15 protein-coding genes are annotated in these 17,864 nt (G+C 63.8%); 3 read left to right on the forward strand and 12 right to left on the reverse strand.

Annotated elements, in window-relative coordinates; all coding sequences use genetic code 11:
• Positions 1–211: 211 nt before the first annotated feature.
• Complete coding sequence (locus tag MSG32_RS10025; protein WP_213113358.1) at positions 212–691, reverse strand: DUF6586 family protein; 480 nt, start codon at positions 689–691, stop codon at positions 212–214.
• Entirely contained in the window at positions 691–3,333 is a 2,643-nt protein-coding gene (gene topA, locus MSG32_RS10030; RefSeq protein ID WP_107335351.1) for a type I DNA topoisomerase, read from the reverse strand. Before topA ends, MSG32_RS10025 begins: the two co-directional genes overlap by 1 nt.
• A 773-nt stretch (positions 3,334–4,106) precedes the next feature.
• On the opposite strand from topA, the gene pyk reads away from it, so the two are divergent.
• Both pyk and MSG32_RS10040 read left to right on the forward strand, forming a co-directional pair.
• On the forward strand, positions 4,107–5,576 hold the full coding sequence (pyk, locus tag MSG32_RS10035) for a pyruvate kinase (protein ID WP_043331933.1): 1,470 nt from the start codon (positions 4,107–4,109) through the stop codon (positions 5,574–5,576).
• Positions 5,577–5,655: 79 nt separating this feature from the next.
• Positions 5,656–6,129, forward strand: coding sequence for a methylglyoxal synthase (locus MSG32_RS10040; RefSeq protein WP_248379328.1), 474 nt, complete (start codon positions 5,656–5,658; stop codon positions 6,127–6,129).
• 262 nt (positions 6,130–6,391) lie between these two features.
• Here the strand turns inward: MSG32_RS10040 and MSG32_RS10045 are convergent, their stop codons facing one another.
• The 6 genes from MSG32_RS10045 to MSG32_RS10070 all read right to left on the reverse strand — a co-directional run bounded on the left by MSG32_RS10045 (position 6,392) and on the right by MSG32_RS10070 (position 13,062).
• Positions 6,392–7,246 carry an isochorismatase family protein gene (locus tag MSG32_RS10045; protein ID WP_248379330.1) on the reverse strand — a complete coding sequence of 285 codons (855 nt, stop codon included), beginning with the start codon at positions 7,244–7,246 and terminating at the stop codon, positions 6,392–6,394.
• 63 nt (positions 7,247–7,309) lie between these two features.
• Positions 7,310–8,017, reverse strand: a complete 708-nt coding sequence (locus tag MSG32_RS10050) for a prephenate dehydratase domain-containing protein (RefSeq protein ID WP_153635240.1) — start codon at positions 8,015–8,017, stop codon at positions 7,310–7,312.
• Positions 8,018–8,112: 95 nt separating this feature from the next.
• Positions 8,113–8,865, reverse strand: a complete 753-nt coding sequence (locus MSG32_RS10055; protein ID WP_225347670.1) for an SDR family oxidoreductase — start codon at positions 8,863–8,865, stop codon at positions 8,113–8,115.
• 195 nt (positions 8,866–9,060) lie between these two features.
• Positions 9,061–9,612, reverse strand: coding sequence for a lactoylglutathione lyase (gloA, locus tag MSG32_RS10060; protein ID WP_131431433.1), 552 nt, complete (start codon positions 9,610–9,612; stop codon positions 9,061–9,063).
• Between the two features lie 118 nt (positions 9,613–9,730).
• Positions 9,731–11,563: a sodium-extruding oxaloacetate decarboxylase subunit alpha gene (gene oadA, locus MSG32_RS10065; protein WP_248379332.1), complete on the reverse strand. Its 1,833-nt coding sequence runs from the start codon at positions 11,561–11,563 to the stop codon at positions 9,731–9,733.
• 83 nt (positions 11,564–11,646) lie between these two features.
• Positions 11,647–13,062 carry an acetyl-CoA carboxylase biotin carboxylase subunit gene (locus MSG32_RS10070; RefSeq protein ID WP_043331944.1) on the reverse strand — a complete coding sequence of 472 codons (1,416 nt, stop codon included), beginning with the start codon at positions 13,060–13,062 and terminating at the stop codon, positions 11,647–11,649.
• 193 nt (positions 13,063–13,255) lie between these two features.
• Between MSG32_RS10070 and MSG32_RS10075 the strand changes: the two genes are divergently transcribed.
• A complete protein-coding gene (locus MSG32_RS10075) occupies positions 13,256–14,245 on the forward strand; it encodes a LysR family transcriptional regulator (protein WP_043331946.1) in 990 nt (329 codons plus the stop codon).
• A gap of 105 nt (positions 14,246–14,350) precedes the next feature.
• Here MSG32_RS10075 and lipA read toward each other — a convergent pair whose 3' ends face one another.
• The 4 genes from lipA to MSG32_RS10095 form a co-directional block, all read right to left on the reverse strand.
• Entirely contained in the window at positions 14,351–15,343 is a 993-nt protein-coding gene (lipA, locus tag MSG32_RS10080) for a lipoyl synthase (RefSeq protein ID WP_052384342.1), read from the reverse strand.
• The gene (gene lipB, locus MSG32_RS10085; protein WP_082388119.1) at positions 15,343–16,068 is read right to left on the reverse strand and encodes a lipoyl(octanoyl) transferase LipB; all 726 of its coding nucleotides are present in this window, start codon (positions 16,066–16,068) and stop codon (positions 15,343–15,345) included. The genes lipA and lipB overlap by 1 nt, the downstream gene beginning before the upstream one ends.
• A gap of 57 nt (positions 16,069–16,125) precedes the next feature.
• The gene (locus MSG32_RS10090) at positions 16,126–16,413 is read right to left on the reverse strand and encodes a DUF493 domain-containing protein (RefSeq protein WP_043331948.1); all 288 of its coding nucleotides are present in this window, start codon (positions 16,411–16,413) and stop codon (positions 16,126–16,128) included.
• Positions 16,414–16,609: 196 nt separating this feature from the next.
• Entirely contained in the window at positions 16,610–17,812 is a 1,203-nt protein-coding gene (locus MSG32_RS10095; protein WP_054555032.1) for a D-alanyl-D-alanine carboxypeptidase family protein, read from the reverse strand.
• Positions 17,813–17,864 lie beyond the last annotated feature (52 nt).

Raw genomic sequence — 17,864 nt, forward strand, 5'->3', positions numbered from 1 at the left:
TTGTAATCGTCAGCGCGACGGCTGGCAAGCCCGGCACCGTGTTGCCATCAGCGACGCAGAAAAAAGTACGACCACAGCCAGAGCCATGGTCGTACCGGAGAATGCAGGGCTTGCCACAATGCGATCAGTCTAGCACCCGTGAAGGCGAAACGTCACCCGATTGCCATGCGCCAGTCATCACCAGCGTGCAGCACCAGATCAACGCCTTGACCTACCACTCGACACTCGACTCGCGCAGCTGCGGCAGCAGCGCCTTGAATGCCGTGATGGCGGCGCTGAGACGCTCGGCCAGCGAGGCGCTCGAGGCTGCCGCGATGATCAGACCATCACCACGCGAACGCGATTCCTCGCGGCGAGCGACGCCGCCCTCTTCATGCAGGCGGGTCACATCCGCGACCAGCTCAGACAACCAGCTGTCGGGGCGCTCCAGCAGGCTGCGCAGCTGCTCGACCTCGGCGATGGGCGTCGGCGGCGACGCCAGGCGCTCGCGCCAGCTACCCTGCGGCCAGCGCGCCGTCACGGCACATTCTTCCAGCAATGACGCCAGCGCCAGCTCCAGCAGGGCGAGCGCGCCCTCTTCACCGGCCATGCGACGCGCCACGGCATGCTCATCGTCGCCAGAGGCTGCTGACTGGGCCAGCAGCAACTCGGCCTGATACAGCAGCTGATTGGTACGGGCACGCTGGCTCATCAGCTCTTGGCTCCCTTGCGCTTGTCCTCGACGACCCAGCGGCCGTTGTCGTAGGTGGCCTTCCAACCGGTCGCCTTGCCTTCCTCATCGGTCATGACGTACTGAGCCTTGACCTTGCGCGAGAAGCGAATCTGCGCCGGACGTCCGTCCGGGTCCTGATCCGGGGCCTCGAGAATGAAGTGATACTTCTCCGGCAGCTCGTCGGCATGCGCCTTGAGCTCCTTGACCAGCGGCGGACGCGTCTCGCGATTCTTGGGGAACTGACTGGCCGCCAGGAACAGGCCACTGGCGCCATCGCGCAGCACGTAGTGGTCCTCGACCTTGACGCAGGCAAGTTCCGGCATCGGAATCGGGTCCATCTTCGGCGGCGCCACTTCACCGGACTTGAGCAGCTTGCGGGTGTTCTTGCAATTCTCGTTGGTGCAGCCGAAGTACTTGCCGAAACGCCCGGTCTTGAGCTGCATGTCGGAGCCGCACTTGTCGCACTCGATCACCGGGCCATCGTAGCCCTTGATGCGGAACTGACCTTCCTCGACCTCATGACCGACACAGTCCGGGCTATTGCCGCAGACGTGCAGCTTGCGCTGCTCATCGATCAGGTAGCTGTCCATCGCGGTGGCGCAGATCGGGCAGCGACGCTTGGCGCGCAGCGCATCCGTCTCGGCATCTTCACCGGCATCGGCCGCCACGGCTTCATCGCCCGGCAGCAGATCGATGGTGGTCTTGCAGCGCTCCTTGGGCGGCAGGTTGTAGCCGGAACAGCCCAGGAAGACCCCGGTCGAGGCGGTACGAATCTGCATCTCACGCCCACAGGTCGGGCAGGCGATGTCCGTCGGCACCGGCTGGTTGGGACGCATGCCCTCTTCGGACTGGGCGTGGTCCAGCTCGGCCTTGAACTCGGCGTAGAAGGTGTCCAGCAGCTCGCGCCAGTTGCGCCCGCCGTTGGCCACCTCATCGAGATAGTCTTCCATGCGCGCCGTGAAGCCGAAGTCCATCAGGTCCTTGAAGGACTCGCTGAGGCGATCGGTGACGATATCGCCCAGCTTCTCGGCATAGAAGCGACGGTTTTCCAGCGCCACGTAGCCACGGTCCTGGATGGTGGAGATGATGGCGGCATAGGTGGACGGACGACCGATACCGCGCTTCTCCAGCTCCTTGACCAGGCTGGCCTCGGTGTAACGCGCCGTGGGCTTGGTGAAGTGCTGCAGCGGCTGCAGCTCGACCAGGTCCAGCTTCTCGCCGATGGCGAGGTCCGGCAGCGACTGGTCCTCTTCCTTCTTGCCCATCGGCTTCATGACACGCGTGTAACCGTCGAACTTGAGCACACGGCCCTTGGCGCGCAGCTCGTAGCCATCCACTTCGATGGTCAGCGTGGAGGACAGGTATTCGGCCGGCAGCATCTGACAGGCCACGAACTGACGCCAGATCAGCTCATACAGACGCTCGGCGTCACGCTCCATGCCGGCGAGATCGGTGGCGCGGCGCGACACTTCGGAAGGACGAATCGCTTCGTGCGCTTCCTGGGCGCCTTCCTTGCTGGAGTAGACGTTGGCCGCTTCCGGCAGGTAGTTGCTGCCGTATTCTTCGCTGATGAAGTCGCGCGCCGTGGCCACCGCGTCCGCCGACAGATTGGTCGAGTCGGTACGCATGTAGGTGATGTAACCCGCCTCGTAGAGACGCTGGGCCATCATCATGGTCTTCTTGACCGAGAAGCCGAGACGACCACTGGCCGCCTGCTGCAGGGTCGAGGTGATGAACGGCGCGTTCGGCTTGGAGCGCGTCGGCTTGTCTTCACGATTGGTGATCGCGAGCTTGGCCGTGCGCAGCGCCGCGATGCGATCCATCGTCTCCTTCTCGCTGGTCGGACGGAAGGCCTTGCCATCCTGACGCGCCAGCTCGAAACGGATCGCTTCACCACTGGCGGCGGCCAGCTCAGCGTGGACATCCCAGAACTCTTCGGGGATGAAGGCGCGGATCTCGCGCTCACGCTCGACGATCAGACGCACGGCAACCGACTGCACACGCCCGGCGGACAGGCCACGAGCGACCTTGGCCCACAGCAGCGGCGAGACCATGAAGCCGACGACGCGATCCAGATAGCGGCGTGCCTGCTGGGCATGCACGCGGTCCATCTTCAGCTCGCCCGGCTCATCGAAGGCCGCCGTGATCGCCTTCTTGGTGATCTCGTTGAATACCACGCGCTTGTAACGCGAATCGTCGCCACCGATGGTCTCGCGCAGGTGCCAGGCAATCGCCTCACCTTCGCGATCCAGATCCGTCGCGAGATAGATGGTGTCGGCTTTCTCGGCCAGACGCGTCAGCTCGGAAACGACCTTTTCCTTGCCGGGCAGGATCTCGTAATGCGCCTCCCAGCCATTCTCCGGGTCGACCCCCATGCGGCGGATCAACTGGGTCTTGGCCTTCTGCGCCTTGTGAGCCGCCTTGACCTCGGGCGACATCTTGCGAGTCTCCGCCGCCTGACGGGCACGTTCCTTGGGGTCGGTGGCCTGCTTGCCGCTACCGCTGGTCGGCAGGTCGCGGATGTGCCCGACACTCGACTTCACCACGAAGTCGTTGCCGAGATACTTATTGATGGTCTTGGCCTTGGCGGGCGACTCGACGATCACCAGTGACTTGCCCATGGTTGCTCGCATCTCCTGGCCGGCGCTGATTGCGCCGGCGAATGACTCGTCGCGCTGGGTTTTGTCCCAGCCGAAAAATGCGCCTACCCTACCCCAGCATTTCAGCGCTGACCAGCAATGTTGAGACTGACGCCTCGACAAGGCGGCTCGACAGGTCGCCTCTGCGACAGCCTCGAGACATGCCCTGCCACCCGCCATGTCAGCATGCGGCTTGCGCCGAATGACATCGACAGCCGTCAGGCATGTGGTCGTGGCAATCCGGCATTCGAGCCGGGTTTGAGCATAGGTCATCAGCGCATGGCAGCGGTCAACGGGCCCGATACACGGGGCCGGTGCACGGTCTGCACTGGGCCGATGAGCGGAAATTTCGCTCAGCAGGGTATTGCCACTATATAGGTAGCACTGGAATGGCTGTCAGTGAAAGCCAGCCGGCGGACATTGGCGTGACGGGGCGGTCACCACGACGCTGCCGCAGAGAGCATGCGACGCCTGGCCGACAGGCCTCGAAATGACGGGCCGCGCCCGCATGGCGCAGCGCGGCATACCCTAGCGCCCCCAGCCCATGTCCGCGTACCCGCGACAACGTATTCGCAACAATCGCTCGGCATACTTCACGTCACCCCTTGCAGTCCCGATCGTGATCACGAGAATGGACAACGACAGCCGACGATACTCGACAGGCTCCCTTTCAGCCTTCAATGTAGTAAAATGACAACAACCTGGTTTGCGTTTTCAGCCAGTCCATCACGCCAGTGTTCAAGGAGTATGCTTTCATGCCGCACGCGTTCAACGGCCCGATCCGCCGCACCAAGATTGTCGCCACTCTCGGCCCTGCCAGTGACAAGCCGGGTGTGCTCGACGCGATGATTCGTGCCGGAGTCGATGTGGTACGCCTCAACTTCTCCCACGGTAGCCCCGAAGATCACCGCATGCGCGCCGAGGCCGTACGTCAGGCTGCCGCCGCCCAGGGCCGCAGCGTCGCCGTGCTGGGCGACCTGCAGGGCCCGAAGATCCGCATCGCGCGCTTCAAGGATACCGCCGTCAAGCTGAGCGAAGGCCAGCCGTTCATCCTCGATATCGGCCTGGGCCGTGATGAAGGTACCGTCGAGCGTGTCGGCTGTGACTACCAGGAACTGGCCGATGACGTGGTCGCGGGCGACGTGCTGCTGCTCGACGATGGCCGTGTGGTGCTTGAGGTCAATGAGCTCAAGGGCAACGAGATCCACACTACCGTCAAGGTCGGCGGCAAGCTGTCCAACAACAAGGGCATCAACAAGCAAGGCGGCGGCCTGTCTGCCGAAGCCCTGACCGACAAGGACAAGGCTGACCTGAAGACCGCCATCGATATCGGCGTCGACTATCTGGCCGTGTCCTTCCCGCGCAGCGGCGCCGACATGCAGCTGGCCCGTGAGCTGCTGGGCGAGGAAGGTCGTGACATCGGCCTGATCGCCAAGGTCGAGCGCGCCGAAGCCGTGGCCGACGACGCCGTGCTGGATGGCATCATCCTCGCCAGTGAAGGCGTGATGGTGGCGCGTGGCGACCTGGGCGTCGAGATTGGCGATGCTCAGTTGATCGGTGTGCAGAAGCGCATGATCCGCCGCGCGCGCAGCCTCAACCGCGTGGTCATCACGGCCACCCAGATGATGGAATCCATGATCAGCGCGCCGCTGCCGACCCGCGCCGAAGTCTTCGACGTCGCCAATGCCGTGCTCGATGGCACCGACGCCGTGATGCTGTCGGCCGAGACCGCCGCCGGCGACTTCCCGGTCGAGACCATCGAGACCATGGATCGCGTCTGCCTGGGCGCCGAACGTGAGCGTGCCGCGCAGGAATCCCAGCACCGCATCCACGAAGGCTTCAGCAAGACCGACGAGACCATCGCGCTGTCCGCGATGTATGCCGCCAACCACCTGACCGGTGTCGTGGCCATCGTGTGCATGACGGAATCCGGCTATACCCCGCTGATCGCCTCGCGCATCCGCTCCGGTCTGCCCATCGTCGGCCTGGCGCAGGACCAGAAGACCCAGCGTCGCATGGCGCTCTACCGTGGTGTGGTGTCACTGCCCTTCGATTCCAGCGAATTGCCGGCGGCGGAAATCAACCGCCGCGCCATCGCGGAGCTGGAAGCCCGCGGCATCGCGACTCGCGGTGACCTGGTGATCCTGACCCGTGGCGACCAGATGAACGCACATGGCGGCACCAACACCATGAAGATCGTCACTGTCGGCAGCACCATCGACTGATCGGCCTCGCTGGCCTCCCGCCCCGGGCCTTTCGAGGCGGGAGGCCAGCGACATTGCCCCATCCTCAGGAGGTCAGGGAATGAGCGAACAACGACCCAAGCGCCAGGCACGGCGCACCCTGCCAGTACGCAAGCGCATTGCGCTGGTGGCGCACGATGGCAAGAAGGATGAAATGCTGGCGTGGGCCAATCGCTGGCGCGATGAGCTGTCCCGCCACCAGCTGCTGGGCACGGGCACGACTGCCCGCCGCATCAGCAAGGAGCTGGGCCTCGAGGTCGAGAGCCTGCTGAGCGGCCCGCTGGGCGGTGATCAGCAGATCGGCGCGCGCATCGCCGAAGGCAATCTGGACCTGCTGGTCTTCCTGTGGGACCCGTTCGCGCCGATGCCGCACGATCCTGACGTCAAGGCGCTGCTGCGCCTGGCGGCATTGTGGAACGTGCCGGTCGCCAGCAATGCGGCCAGCGCGGACTTCCTCTTCCACTCGAAGTTGATCTCCGAGGAAGTCGAAGTGGCCGTGCCGGACGCCAATGACTGGGTCAGCACCCGCGCCTGAATGACGCTGGCTGTCGCCCCATGAAAACGCCGCCTGCTCGCAAGAGAGGCGGCGTTTTCATGGCCAGATGTTGTAATCAAACTACCTTTTGCGCAGACGGGCAGTATTGCCTGCGCTGCATGTGGCGAAATTTCTGCCTTCCTACCACCACCCCTGCTCTTCCTCTCTTCCTCTCTCTGGGGACGCTGCGGTTCATGCCGCAACAGCAGCCCACAGCAGCAGACCGCAACAACAGCTCACGACATCCGCTCAACAGGTCAGCTCAAGAAGTCAGCTCAAGCTGACTGGCGATCACCGCACCACGCGCCGCCATGCAGTAAAGCCCGATGTGATGACTGTCTGCCTGGGGATGCGTCGCCGTATCGGGGAGCCCCAGCTGCTCAACCACTTCGGCCGGCAGGTCGTAGGTGGCACAGCCGGGCTCCAGCACCACGATGTCACGCACCTTGCCCAGCAGGCCGTGATTGCGCGCCGACAGCAACGTCAATACCAGGTCCATCACGCAGATATCGGTGCAGATGCCTACCACGACCAGGGTTTCCAGCCCTTCGTCGCTCACCCACTCCTGCAGCGCATTGACCTGGGTATGGGGATCAATCGCGCCGACATAGCCATTGATGCAGTCCTTGCGCACCAGCGTGGCCTGCGGCTCCTCTTCCAGCCAGGCAAGTTCCACCACCAGCTCATCCTCGCCGCTGCCCTGCTCACAATGGGCGGGATAAGGCGGCTCCGGCTTGCCCGGCGCATGAGAATCAATGAAGGCCAGCAAGGGGCGTCTGCGCTCACTGAAGGCCCGCGCCAGCGTATCGCTGAGGGCGATCATCCTGCTGACCTGGGCATTGGGCGCCTGAGGCGCCAGCGCACCGCCTGCGACCTGACAGAAGCCGTTGATCTCATCGACGATGATCAGCCCGGCCGTCGGCAGCGAGACCGGCACCACGGCCGGCCGCACCGGCAGGCGGGCATCAAGCTCGCCGGGGGTCATCCACTCGGCGGGAGTGGCAGGAATGCGTTGCACCACGCAGGACGCCGCGACATCGGATGAAGTCGCGGCGTCCTGCGTCTCTGGTGTAGAGGATACGGAGGATGTAGATGAGCGCTGGTCGGAAGACACCATGCAAAAGGCCTCTGATGACGAATGGCCTTCAGCATAACGGAACTCAGGGCCGAGCGGCGAGCCTCACCCGGCGGGCTCGCTGGTACCGGACAGCACGGCGTTGCCCTGCCCTTCATCCACCGTGGCATCACAGGAAAAGCACTGGCCGCGCACCCGCGCGTGGTCACGCCTCAGCACCGCGAATTGCGCCACACGGCCGGGGTCATCCTCGATGCGCTGGGCGAGGCACACAAGCCCCGGGCGACGCGCCAGCGATGGCGGCGCGATGGCCAGCGTATCGCTGCGACTCTCTGCCATGTCCAGCGCATCCGCCATGTGCAGACACTCCACCCGCTCGACCTCCGGCAGGTTCTGCTGCAACCAGGCATCGCACTCTTCGAACAGGGCCTCGCGTGCCACGATACGCCTCACCGCCGACGGCGAAGCCCCGGGCGGCCCGAGCAGACTGAGACTGATGGCACGGAAGACGCGCCGCTCGACGCAGATGCCCGTCCAGAAGGCCAGCGCCTGATGCGTGGTGCGCACCGGACGCTGATGCCCACGCGACCAGGGCACCACGGCGGTATCGATCTCGCCTTCCGCCAGCGCCCTGATGACCTCATCGATGCCTGCGTAAGCCTTGAGCTGGGCGTCGTTGGCATAGAGCTTGAGCGCGCACTCGCGCGAGTAACCCCCAAGGTGCCCGGGATAGCCCACGCGCAAACCATCGGGAGCCGGGATCACGCCCTGCGGCGAGATATCGCCGTGGACTTCGCTAGCTGTCACCTTCATACCAGCCCCTCATGCCAATGTCTGAACAAACCTCATCCTGACAACAGCATAGCCGCAAACATGGGCGGCGTTAGGCAAAACCCACCTCGGTGGCCTCAGGCAAAGCCGCCATTGGCACCGATGACCTGGCCACTTACCCAACCGGCATCTTCGCTGGCAAGCCAGGCCACCACGGCTGCGACATCCTGCGGGTCCGCAATGCGCCCCAGCGCCGCCATGCCCTTGAGGCGCTCGATGGTCTCTTCACTCTTGCCGTGACGAAACAGGCCGGTGTCCGTCGGGCCCGGCGCCACGGCATTGACCGTGATGCCTCGCTCGCCGACTTCCTTGGCCAGCACCCGCGTCAGCTGGTCCACCGCGGCCTTGGAAGCCGCATAGGGCCCATAGGTCGCGAACATCTGCCGCGTCACCGAGGTGGACATGTTGATCACGCGTCCGCCATCGCGCAGATGCCGCGCCGCCTCACGCATCAGATTGAAGGAACCGGTCAGATTGGCCTGCATCAGGTTGGCGAAGTCGTCATCCGTGAAATCGGCGATGGGCTTGTAGATGCTCATGCCGGCATTGTTGACCAGGATATCCACGCCGCCGTACACGCGCCGGGCTTCGGTGAACAATTGTGCCGCGTCGCTGCTGACACCGACATCGGCCTGAACGGCGATCGCCTTGCCGCCCCGCGACTCGATATCCGTCACGACCTGCAAGGCGCCATCACTGTCGCTGCGATAGTTGACGATGACGTGAGCGCCGTCCGCCGCCAGGCGCTGCGCGATCCCGGCGCCGATCCCGCGTGAAGCCCCACTGACTACCGCCACCTTGCCGCTCAACCGCTGTGCATTCTCCGACATAGCTGTCTCCTCTTTCGTCATGGGCGATCGATCTCAAGGACCATCAATAATGAGCGCCTTGCGAGTGTCAGTCAGACATCATCATTGCAGCAAGCGAATGCCGCTGACACCCCTGCAACGCGGGGTTTCGCATAAACGAAAAACCGCCACCCCGGGCATGCCGGTGGTGGCGGTTGTTTACAGCGGCGGCCTGCCTCAGACTTCGCCGTTGGCCTGACGCTCGAAGGTATCGGCGCGCAGGATCTCGATCCAGTAGCCATCGGGGTCCTTCACGAAGGCCAGCCCCTTCATCTTGCCATCGTCGGGGCGCTTGACGAACTCGACGCCCAGCGACTCGAAACGCTCGGCAGCCGCGTAGACATCCGGCACGCTGACCCCGATATGGCCGAAGCCCTGCGGTTGGGCGTTGCCGTCATGGTAGGCGAAGTCCGGGTCATTCTCGGTGCCCCAGTTATGGGTCAGCTCCAGCATCGCCTCACGCCCGAAGGTGTAGGTGGTGCGCTTGAGGTCATCACCGGGCACTTCACTGGCCTGGTCGTCATCCAGATAGGCGAGGAAATAGAGGCTGAACTGCATTTCCGGGAAGTCGAGCTTGCGCACCAGACGCATGCCCAGCACGCGGGTGTAGAAATCCAGGCTGCGCTCGGGGTCCTTGATGCGCAGCATGGTCTGGTTGAAGACGTAACCACGGGTGGCCGGGTCAATCTGCTCACTCAGGCCGGGAACCTGCTCGAAATGTGTTGCCATGTTGGTCCTTCCACAGGAAAGGACGGCAGAGCCTCGAAGATGCCCGGCCGCCCCTGGTGATCGTATAGCTGTCAGATGGTGACGGCGGCCAGATTTTGCAACCTCGCCGCCGCTGGCATCACGCGATCTCGATCAGCACTTCCCCCGGCGTGACACGATCGCCACGCGCGACATGAATGGCCTTGACGGTACCGTCGACACGCGCGGCGATCTCGGTCTCCATCTTCATCGCCTCACTGATCAGCACCGACTGGCCCGCGGTGACGCTGTCACCGACCGCGACCAGCACCTCGACGATGTTGCCCGGCATCGCGGTGGTGACATGGCCCGGCGCCGAGGCGCTGGCACGTCCGCCGCTCTGACCGCCCGCCACGTAATCGTCCTTGGCCTCGAACACCACCTCTTCCGGCATGCCGTCCAGGGTCAGATAGACGTGACGCTTGCTGCCCTTGGCGCCGCCGACGCCGGTGATCTGCACCGCGTAGGACTCGCCGTGCACGTCGATGACGAATTCGGTCGGCACGCCAGAGGTCACCGGGCGCTCCGCCTCGCCCTGAGGGATGATTTCCGGGGTGAGCGTGCCGGCGCGGCGCTCATTGAGGAAGTCACGCCCCAGCTCCGGGAACATGGCGAAGGTCAGCACGTCCTCGGGGGATTCGGCCAGCTCGCCCAACTCCTCGGTGAGGCGCGTCATCTCCGGCGCGAGCAGGTCGGCCGGGCGCCCGACTTCCACCGGCGCGTTGCCGATGGCACGCGAGCGCACCTCTTCATTGACCGGTGCCGGCGCCTGACCATAGCCGCCCTGCAGATAGCGCTTCACCTCATTGGTGATGCTCTTGTAGCGCTCGCCGGTCAGCACGTTGAGTACCGCCTGGGTGCCGACGATCTGCGAGGTCGGGGTGACCAGCGGCGGATAGCCGAGATCGGCACGCACACGCGGAATCTCATCGAACACCTCGCGGATGCGCTCCAGGGCGTTCTGCTCCTTCAGCTGGCTGGCCAGGTTGGACATCATGCCGCCGGGGATCTGACTGATCTGGACCGAGACATCCTCGCGGGTGAATTCGCTCTCGAAGGCTGAGTACTTGCTGCGCACCTCGTGGAAGTAATCGCCGATCTCGCGCAGCGACTCCAGCTCAAGGCCGGTATCCCACTGGGTGCCGCGCAGCGAGGCCACGAAGGATTCGGTGGCCGGATGGCTGGTGCCGCCGGCGAAGGCCGAGATACAGGTATCGATGTGGCGACAGCCCGCCTCGACAGCCTTGATCTGGCACTGCGGCGCCAGGCCCGCCGTGGCGTGGCTGTGCAGGTGGATCGGCACCTCGACCGCCTCGACCAGCGCGCTGACCAGATCGTAGGTGGCGTACGGCGTCAGCAGGCCGGCCATGTCCTTGATGGCGATGGAATCGGCACCCATCTCGACCAGCTTGCGCGCCTGCTCGACGTACATCTCCAGCGTATGCACCGGGCTTACGGTGTAGCAGATGGTGCCCTGGGCGTGCTTGCCGGCCTTCTTGACCGCACGCATGGCGGTTTCCATGTTGCGCAGGTCATTCAGGGCATCGAAGACACGGAAGATATCGATGCCACCTGCCGCAGCGCGCTCGACGAAGGCCTCCACCACATCATCGGCGTAGTGACGATAGCCGAGCAGGTTCTGGCCGCGCAGCAGCATCTGCAGCGGGGTATTGGGCATGGCTTCCTTGAGCGCCTTCAGACGCGCCCAGGGGTCTTCCTTCAAAAAACGCACGCAGGCATCAAAGGTCGCGCCGCCCCACACTTCGAGACTGTAGAAACCGGCCTGATCGAGGCGCGCGGCAATCGGCAGCATGTCCTCGGTGCGCATGCGGGTCGCGATCAATGACTGGTGGCCATCGCGCAGCACGACTTCGGTGACCTTGACGCGCTCGGCGTGATCGACGGCGGGGGTGTTGGGGGTTGCAGCTGTCATGTCTGGGGTCCTTCTAATTGTTGGCTACGTGAACCGGGGGAAGCTCAGGGAAGATTCACGACATCAGGGGCATCAGGCGCGCATCAGAGACCGGCGTGGGCCGCGATGGCCGCCGCGATCGCCAGCGCCGTCTGTTCCGGCAGGCGCTTGACCGAGTACTGGGTCAATTCCGGGTGAGCGGCCACGAAGCCGGTATCGAAGTGCGCGTTGCGGAAATCAGGGTGCTTGAGGATTTCCTGATAGTAAGGCGCCGTGGTCTTGACGCCCTGCAGACGCATGTCATTGAGGGCACGTGAACCACGATTGATGACCTCCTCCCAGGTCAGCCCCCACACGATGAGCTTCAGACACATGGAATCGAAATACGGCGGGATGGTGTAGCCGGTATAGATCGCGGTATCGGTACGCACGCCAGGCCCGCCCGGCGCGTAGTAACGCGTGATGCGCCCGAAGCTTGGCAGGAAGTCGTTCTTGGGGTCCTCGGCGTTGATGCGGAACTGGATCGCATAGCCGTGATGGCGAATGTCTTCCTGACGGAAGGCCAGCTTGTGGCCCCAGGCGATGCGGATCTGCTCGCGCACGATGTCCACGCCGGTGATGGCCTCGCTGATGGTGTGCTCCACCTGCACGCGAGTGTTCATCTCCATGAAGTAGATCTCGTTGCCCTTGACCAGAAACTCCACGGTACCGGCGTTGCGATAGCCGACGGCGCGGGCGGCACGTACCGCCATCTCACCGACGTAGGAGCGCTGCTCCGGTGTCAGCTGTGGACTGGGGGCGATCTCGATCAGCTTCTGGTTGCGACGCTGGATGGAGCAGTCACGCTCGAACAGATGAATCACGTTGTCGTGATTGTCGGCCAGGATCTGCACCTCGATGTGCAGCGGGTCGACCACGCAACGCTCGAGGAACACATCGGCGCTGCCGAAGGCCTTGGTGGCTTCCGAGATCACGCGCCCCCAGGCCTGCTCGAGCTGATGAGCATCATCACAACGCCGGATACCGCGCCCCCCACCGCCTGAGGTAGCCTTGAGCATGACGGGGTAGCCGACCTGCTCGGCGACACTCAGCGCCTCCTCGACATCGGCCAGATTGCCGGCCGAGCCCGGCGTCACCGGCACGCCGGCCGCCTTCATGGCATCGCGGGCCTGGGTCTTGTCACCCATGCGGGCGATGACACTGCTGGCCGGCCCCACGAAGGCGATTCCCGCCGCTTCACAGATGGCCGCGAATTCGGCGTTCTCCGACAGGAATCCGTAGCCCGGATGGATGGCGTCACAGCCGGTCTCGCGCGCGAGATCGACCAGGCGGCGGGCATCCAGATAGCCGGCCAGCGGGTCTTCGCCGATGAAATGCGCTTCATCGGCGCGTTTGACGTGCAAGGAGAAACGATCAGGTTCGGTGTAGACAGCGACTGAGCGGATGTCCATCTCGGCACAGGCGCGTACAATGCGCACTGCGATTTCCCCTCGGTTGGCAATCAGCAACTTGCGAAACATGGTGACTCTCCCGGACGTGACGCGTGATCTTGTTGTGGTGCTCTGGTCGTGCGCTTGTCATTGACCGCCAGACGCGACAACGGCGCTGACAGACACGAGGTAGCATGCGTTCCACGCTACCCAGCGAGAGACCAATAGAAAAGTTGATATTTTTTTGCCAATCTATAAGTAAAACCTTATGACTGGGTGTGTCATGTCGCGTCCAAACTTGTTGAATCGCTTAACTTTCAGACAGTTACAGGTGTTCCAAGCGGTTCATCGCCAACAGTCCTACTCCCGTGCGGCCGAGCAACTTGGCCTGACGCAACCCGCCGTCAGTGCCCAGATTCGTCAATTGGAGCAGGCACTCGAGCAATCGCTGTTCAAATATGCCGGCAAGACGTTGCATATCCTGCCGGCGGCTGATGCCCTGGCGAACTCGGTGCAGTCGATCTTCGGCGAGGTCTCGAGCCTGCAGATGGAGCTGTCGGAGATCGCCGGCACCATCCGCGGCGAGCTCAATCTGGCGGCCGTGTCCACCGCTCAGTACGTGGTGCCGCATATTCTGGCGCGCTTTCGGGCGCGGTATCCGGAAGTCTCGGTACGCCTGCGCGTCTGCAATCGCGGTCAGGCGCTCGAGCGTCTCGCCGAGCGGCGCGATGACCTGGTGATCATGGGCATGGTGCCGGATGACGCCAATCTGGCCTTCATGCCGATTCTCGACAACGAGCTGATCCCCGTCGTCTGGCCCGGTCATCCGCTGCTGGAGGTCAAGGGCATCACCCTGGAAGACCTCGCGCAGTACTACATGCTGATGCGTGAACCCGGCTCGGGCACGCGTACCGCCTTCGAGGAGTTCGCCGCACGCGAGCGCGTCTCGCTGCGCCATACGCTGGAGTTGGGCTCCAATGAGGCCATCAAGCAAGGCGTGATGGCGCACCTGGGCGTGGCGATCCTGCCGCGACTGTCGGTTCAGCTCGAGCTGGCCTCAGGCCTGCTGGCCTCGCCCTCGCTGCCGGGCTTCCCGCTCAGACGCAGCTGGTGCACCGTCTACCCCAAGGACCGCTACCCCACGCCGGTCACCGAGCTGTTCCTGCGCTTCGTGCGCGAGTTGCTGCCGGAGCTCAATGCTCACTTCAGCGCGCCGATGGAGCCCATCCCCGGGCACAGCGTGGCCTGCCTGCCGCTGGCGACCGAGCAATGAACATAGCGTCCTGATGACGCAAGCTACATGAAAAAACCGCCATGGAGACGAGCTCCATGGCGGTTTTTTTCGTTCAGGCAACTGACGGCATGTCAGCAGTGCGGCTTACTTCACTTCCACACCGTGCGCCTGCTTGTCGGCGTGGTAGGAAGAGCGCACCAGCGGGCCGGAGGCGACATGCGAGAAGCCCATCTCGCGCGCCTTCTGGCCGAGCCAATCGAAGGTGTCCGGGTGCACCCAGCGGTCGATGGGCAGGTGGTTGCGCGACGGCTGCATGTACTGACCCAGGGTCAGCATGTCGACACCGTGGTTGCGCAGGTCCTGCATGACTTCGAGCACCTGCTCGTCAGTCTCGCCGACACCCAGCATCAGACCGGACTTGGTCTTCACTTCCGGACGACGCTCCTTGTAGCCCTTGAGCAGATCAAGTGACCACTGGTAGTCGGCACCCGGACGCACGCGGCGATAAAGGCTCGGCACGGTTTCCAGGTTGTGGTTGAAGACGTCCGGCGGCGTCTGCTCGAGCACGTCCAGCGCGACCTGCATGCGGCCACGGAAGTCCGGAACCAGCACTTCGATCTCGGTGCCATCGCACTTCTCGCGAATCTCGCGGATGCACTCGGCGATGTGGTTGGAGCCACCGTCGCGCAGGTCATCACGGTCGACGGAGGTCACGACGACGTAATTCAGGCGCATCTCGGCGATGGCCTCGGCCAGCTCGCGCGGCTCGTCAGCGTTCAGTGCGTTGGGACGACCGTGCGCCACGTCGCAGAACGGGCAACGACGGGTGCAGATGTCACCCATGATCATGAAGGTCGCGGTGCCGCCGCTGAAGCACTCGCCCAGGTTCGGGCAGGAGGCTTCTTCACAGACCGTGTGCAGGCCGTGCTTGCGCAGCGTCTGCTTGATGCGCGTGACTTCCGGCGAGGCCGGCATGCGCACACGCAGCCAGTCCGGCTTCTTGGGCAAGGTCTCGGTGGGAATCACCTTGACCGGAATGCGGGCAACCTTCTCGGCGCCGCGCAGCTTCACGCCACGCTCCTTGCGGGCAGGAGCAGCGGAGGGAGCGGGCTTCGTGGTAGCGATGGTCTCGGTCATCAGTTCTGTCCTGCTGTTCGAGAAATGTCAGCCAGTGCCGCGGGCAGGCCGCTCACCGGAGTCAGGGTCACATCGCCCAGGCTTGCGCCCAGACAACGCACCAGGCGGTCACGCTCGCTGGCAAGATCCACCGGTGCGCGAACGAGATCGCGCAGCTGGGTCATCGCCATGCCGGCATAGCCGCAGGGATTGATGCGCCCGAAGGGCGCGAGGTCCATGTCCAGATTGATCGCCACGCCATGGAAACTGCAACCACGCCGGATGCGCAGTCCCAGCGAGGCGATCTTGGCCTCTTCCATCGAACGACGCGGGTCATCGCCACGCTGCGCCGACTTCTTCACATAGACGCCAGGCGCGTCCGGACGCGGATAGGCCTCGATGCCATGCTCGGCCATCGCCGCCACCACCGTCTCTTCCAGCGCCGTCACAAGCTGGCGAACGCCGATGCCGCCCCGCTTGACGTTGAGCAGCGGGTAGAGCACCAGCTGGCCGGGCCCATGATAGGTCACCTGGCCGCCACGGTCGGTCTGCACCACAGGAATGTCGCCCGGCATCAACAGATGCTCCGGCTTGCCCGCCTGGCCCTGGGTAAAGACCGGCGGGTGCTCCACCACCCATAGCTCGTCCGGCGCATCGGCCGCACGCGTATCGGTGAAGTGGCGCATGGCCGACCACACCTCATCATAGGCCTTGAGGCCGAGGTGGTAGACGTGAATCGTGTTCATGCATGCGCTCCTGTCATCAAGGCGCAAGACAAGGAAATCCAGCGTTTCATGCCTGGATCACAGCACCATGTGGATGCGACCGGTGGCCTTGAGGTCACGGTGCAGCGCATCCAGCTGATCGGTACCGGTGGCACGGATCACCACACGGATGCTGCGGTAGTTGCCGTTCTTGCTGTCCTGCCAGGTGATGGCCGTCGCATCGAAGCCCGGCGCATGCACTTCCAGGATATTGCAGACCACTTCGACGAGATCTTCTGCGGCGGTGCCGACGATCTTGAGGGAGAAATCACACGGGAATTCAATCTTCGGGGGCGTCTGCCCACCAGCTGCTGGCGTCTTGGCCATGGGGATAGCCCTTCAGGTAACTCTATTTCCGACCATTCTACTCAACAAAGGGCGATCCGTCAGCCGGATCGCCCTTTGTTGAGTACACGACCGCGATATTCAGGGGCGCGCGCCTGGCACCGCCAGCACGCGCGCCCCACTGCCATCACTGAATCACGTCATCGGCCGCGTCACTTCGCACAGCCAGACGACTGACTCAGTTGAACAGGCCGTGGAAGAACAGCATCAGGGCATCCCACAGACGCTTGAACAGGCCGCCCTGCTCCACCGGCTCCAGTGCGACCAGCGGCTCTTCGGCCAGCACCTTGTCGTCCAGCTTGATCTGCAGGGTACCGTACTGCTCGCCGGCCTGAACCGGGGCCTTGATGGTGTCCTTGAGATCAAGACGCGCGGTCAGCTTGTCAGCCTGACCACTCGGCACGGTCAGGAAGACGTCCTGAGCCATGCCCAGACGCACCTGGTCCTTCTCGCCACCCCAGACACGCGCCTGGTTGAGCACCGCGCCCTTGTCATAGAGCTTCTTGCTCTCGAAGTAGCGGAAGCCGTAGGTCAACAGCTTCTGGGATTCCTGCGCACGCGCCTCTTCGGACTTGGTACCCATCACGACACTGATCAGGCGGGTATCTTCCTTCTTGGCGGATGCCACCAGGCAGTAGCCGGCTTCTTCGGTGTGGCCGGTCTTCAGGCCATCGACATCCTTATCACGCCACAGCAGCTTGTTGCGGTTCGGCTGCTTGATGCCATTCCAGGTGAAATACTTCTGGGAATAGATCTCGTAGTGATCCGGGTAGTCCTTGATGATGCGACGCGCCAGAATCGCCAGGTCGTGCGCCGTGGAGTAATGCTCCGCGTGCGGCAGGCCAGTGGCGTTCATGTAGTGGGTGTTCTTCATGCCCAGACGCTTGGCGTGCTGGTTCATCAGGTCGGCGAAGGAACCTTCGCTGCCGCCGATGCGCTCGGCCAGCGCGACGCTGGCGTCGTTGCCGGACTGGATGATGACACCGTGCAGCAGGTCATCGACGGTGACGCTGGTGCCTTCGCGGATGAACATGCGCGAGCCACCCGTCTTCCAGGCATTGACGCTGATGCGGACCTTCTCGTCCGGGCTCAGCTTGCCGTCGTCCATCTCGCTCTCGACCAGGTAGGCCGTCATCATCTTGGTCAGGCTGGCCGGCGGCAGGCGCTTGTCGGCATTGTGCTCGACCAGGATGCGCCCGGAATTGGCGTCCATCAGGATCCAGGAAGAAGCCGCCAGCTGCGGCGCCGCCGGAATCAGGGTATCCGTCTCGATGGCGTGGGCCGGGGTGGCGGCAACGCCTGCGAACAGCGCAATGCCGCTGGCCGCCATCAGCGCGGAGAATCGACGCCGAAGAGGAAGAAGTCGGGCTTTCAGGGACATGTTGGAATCTCTTTGACACTCATGCATAAGCCGAGGCTTGCGCCTCGGCCAG

Source organism: Cobetia sp. 1CM21F, assembly GCF_023161745.1.
Taxonomy (GTDB): domain Bacteria; phylum Pseudomonadota; class Gammaproteobacteria; order Pseudomonadales; family Halomonadaceae; genus Cobetia; species Cobetia amphilecti.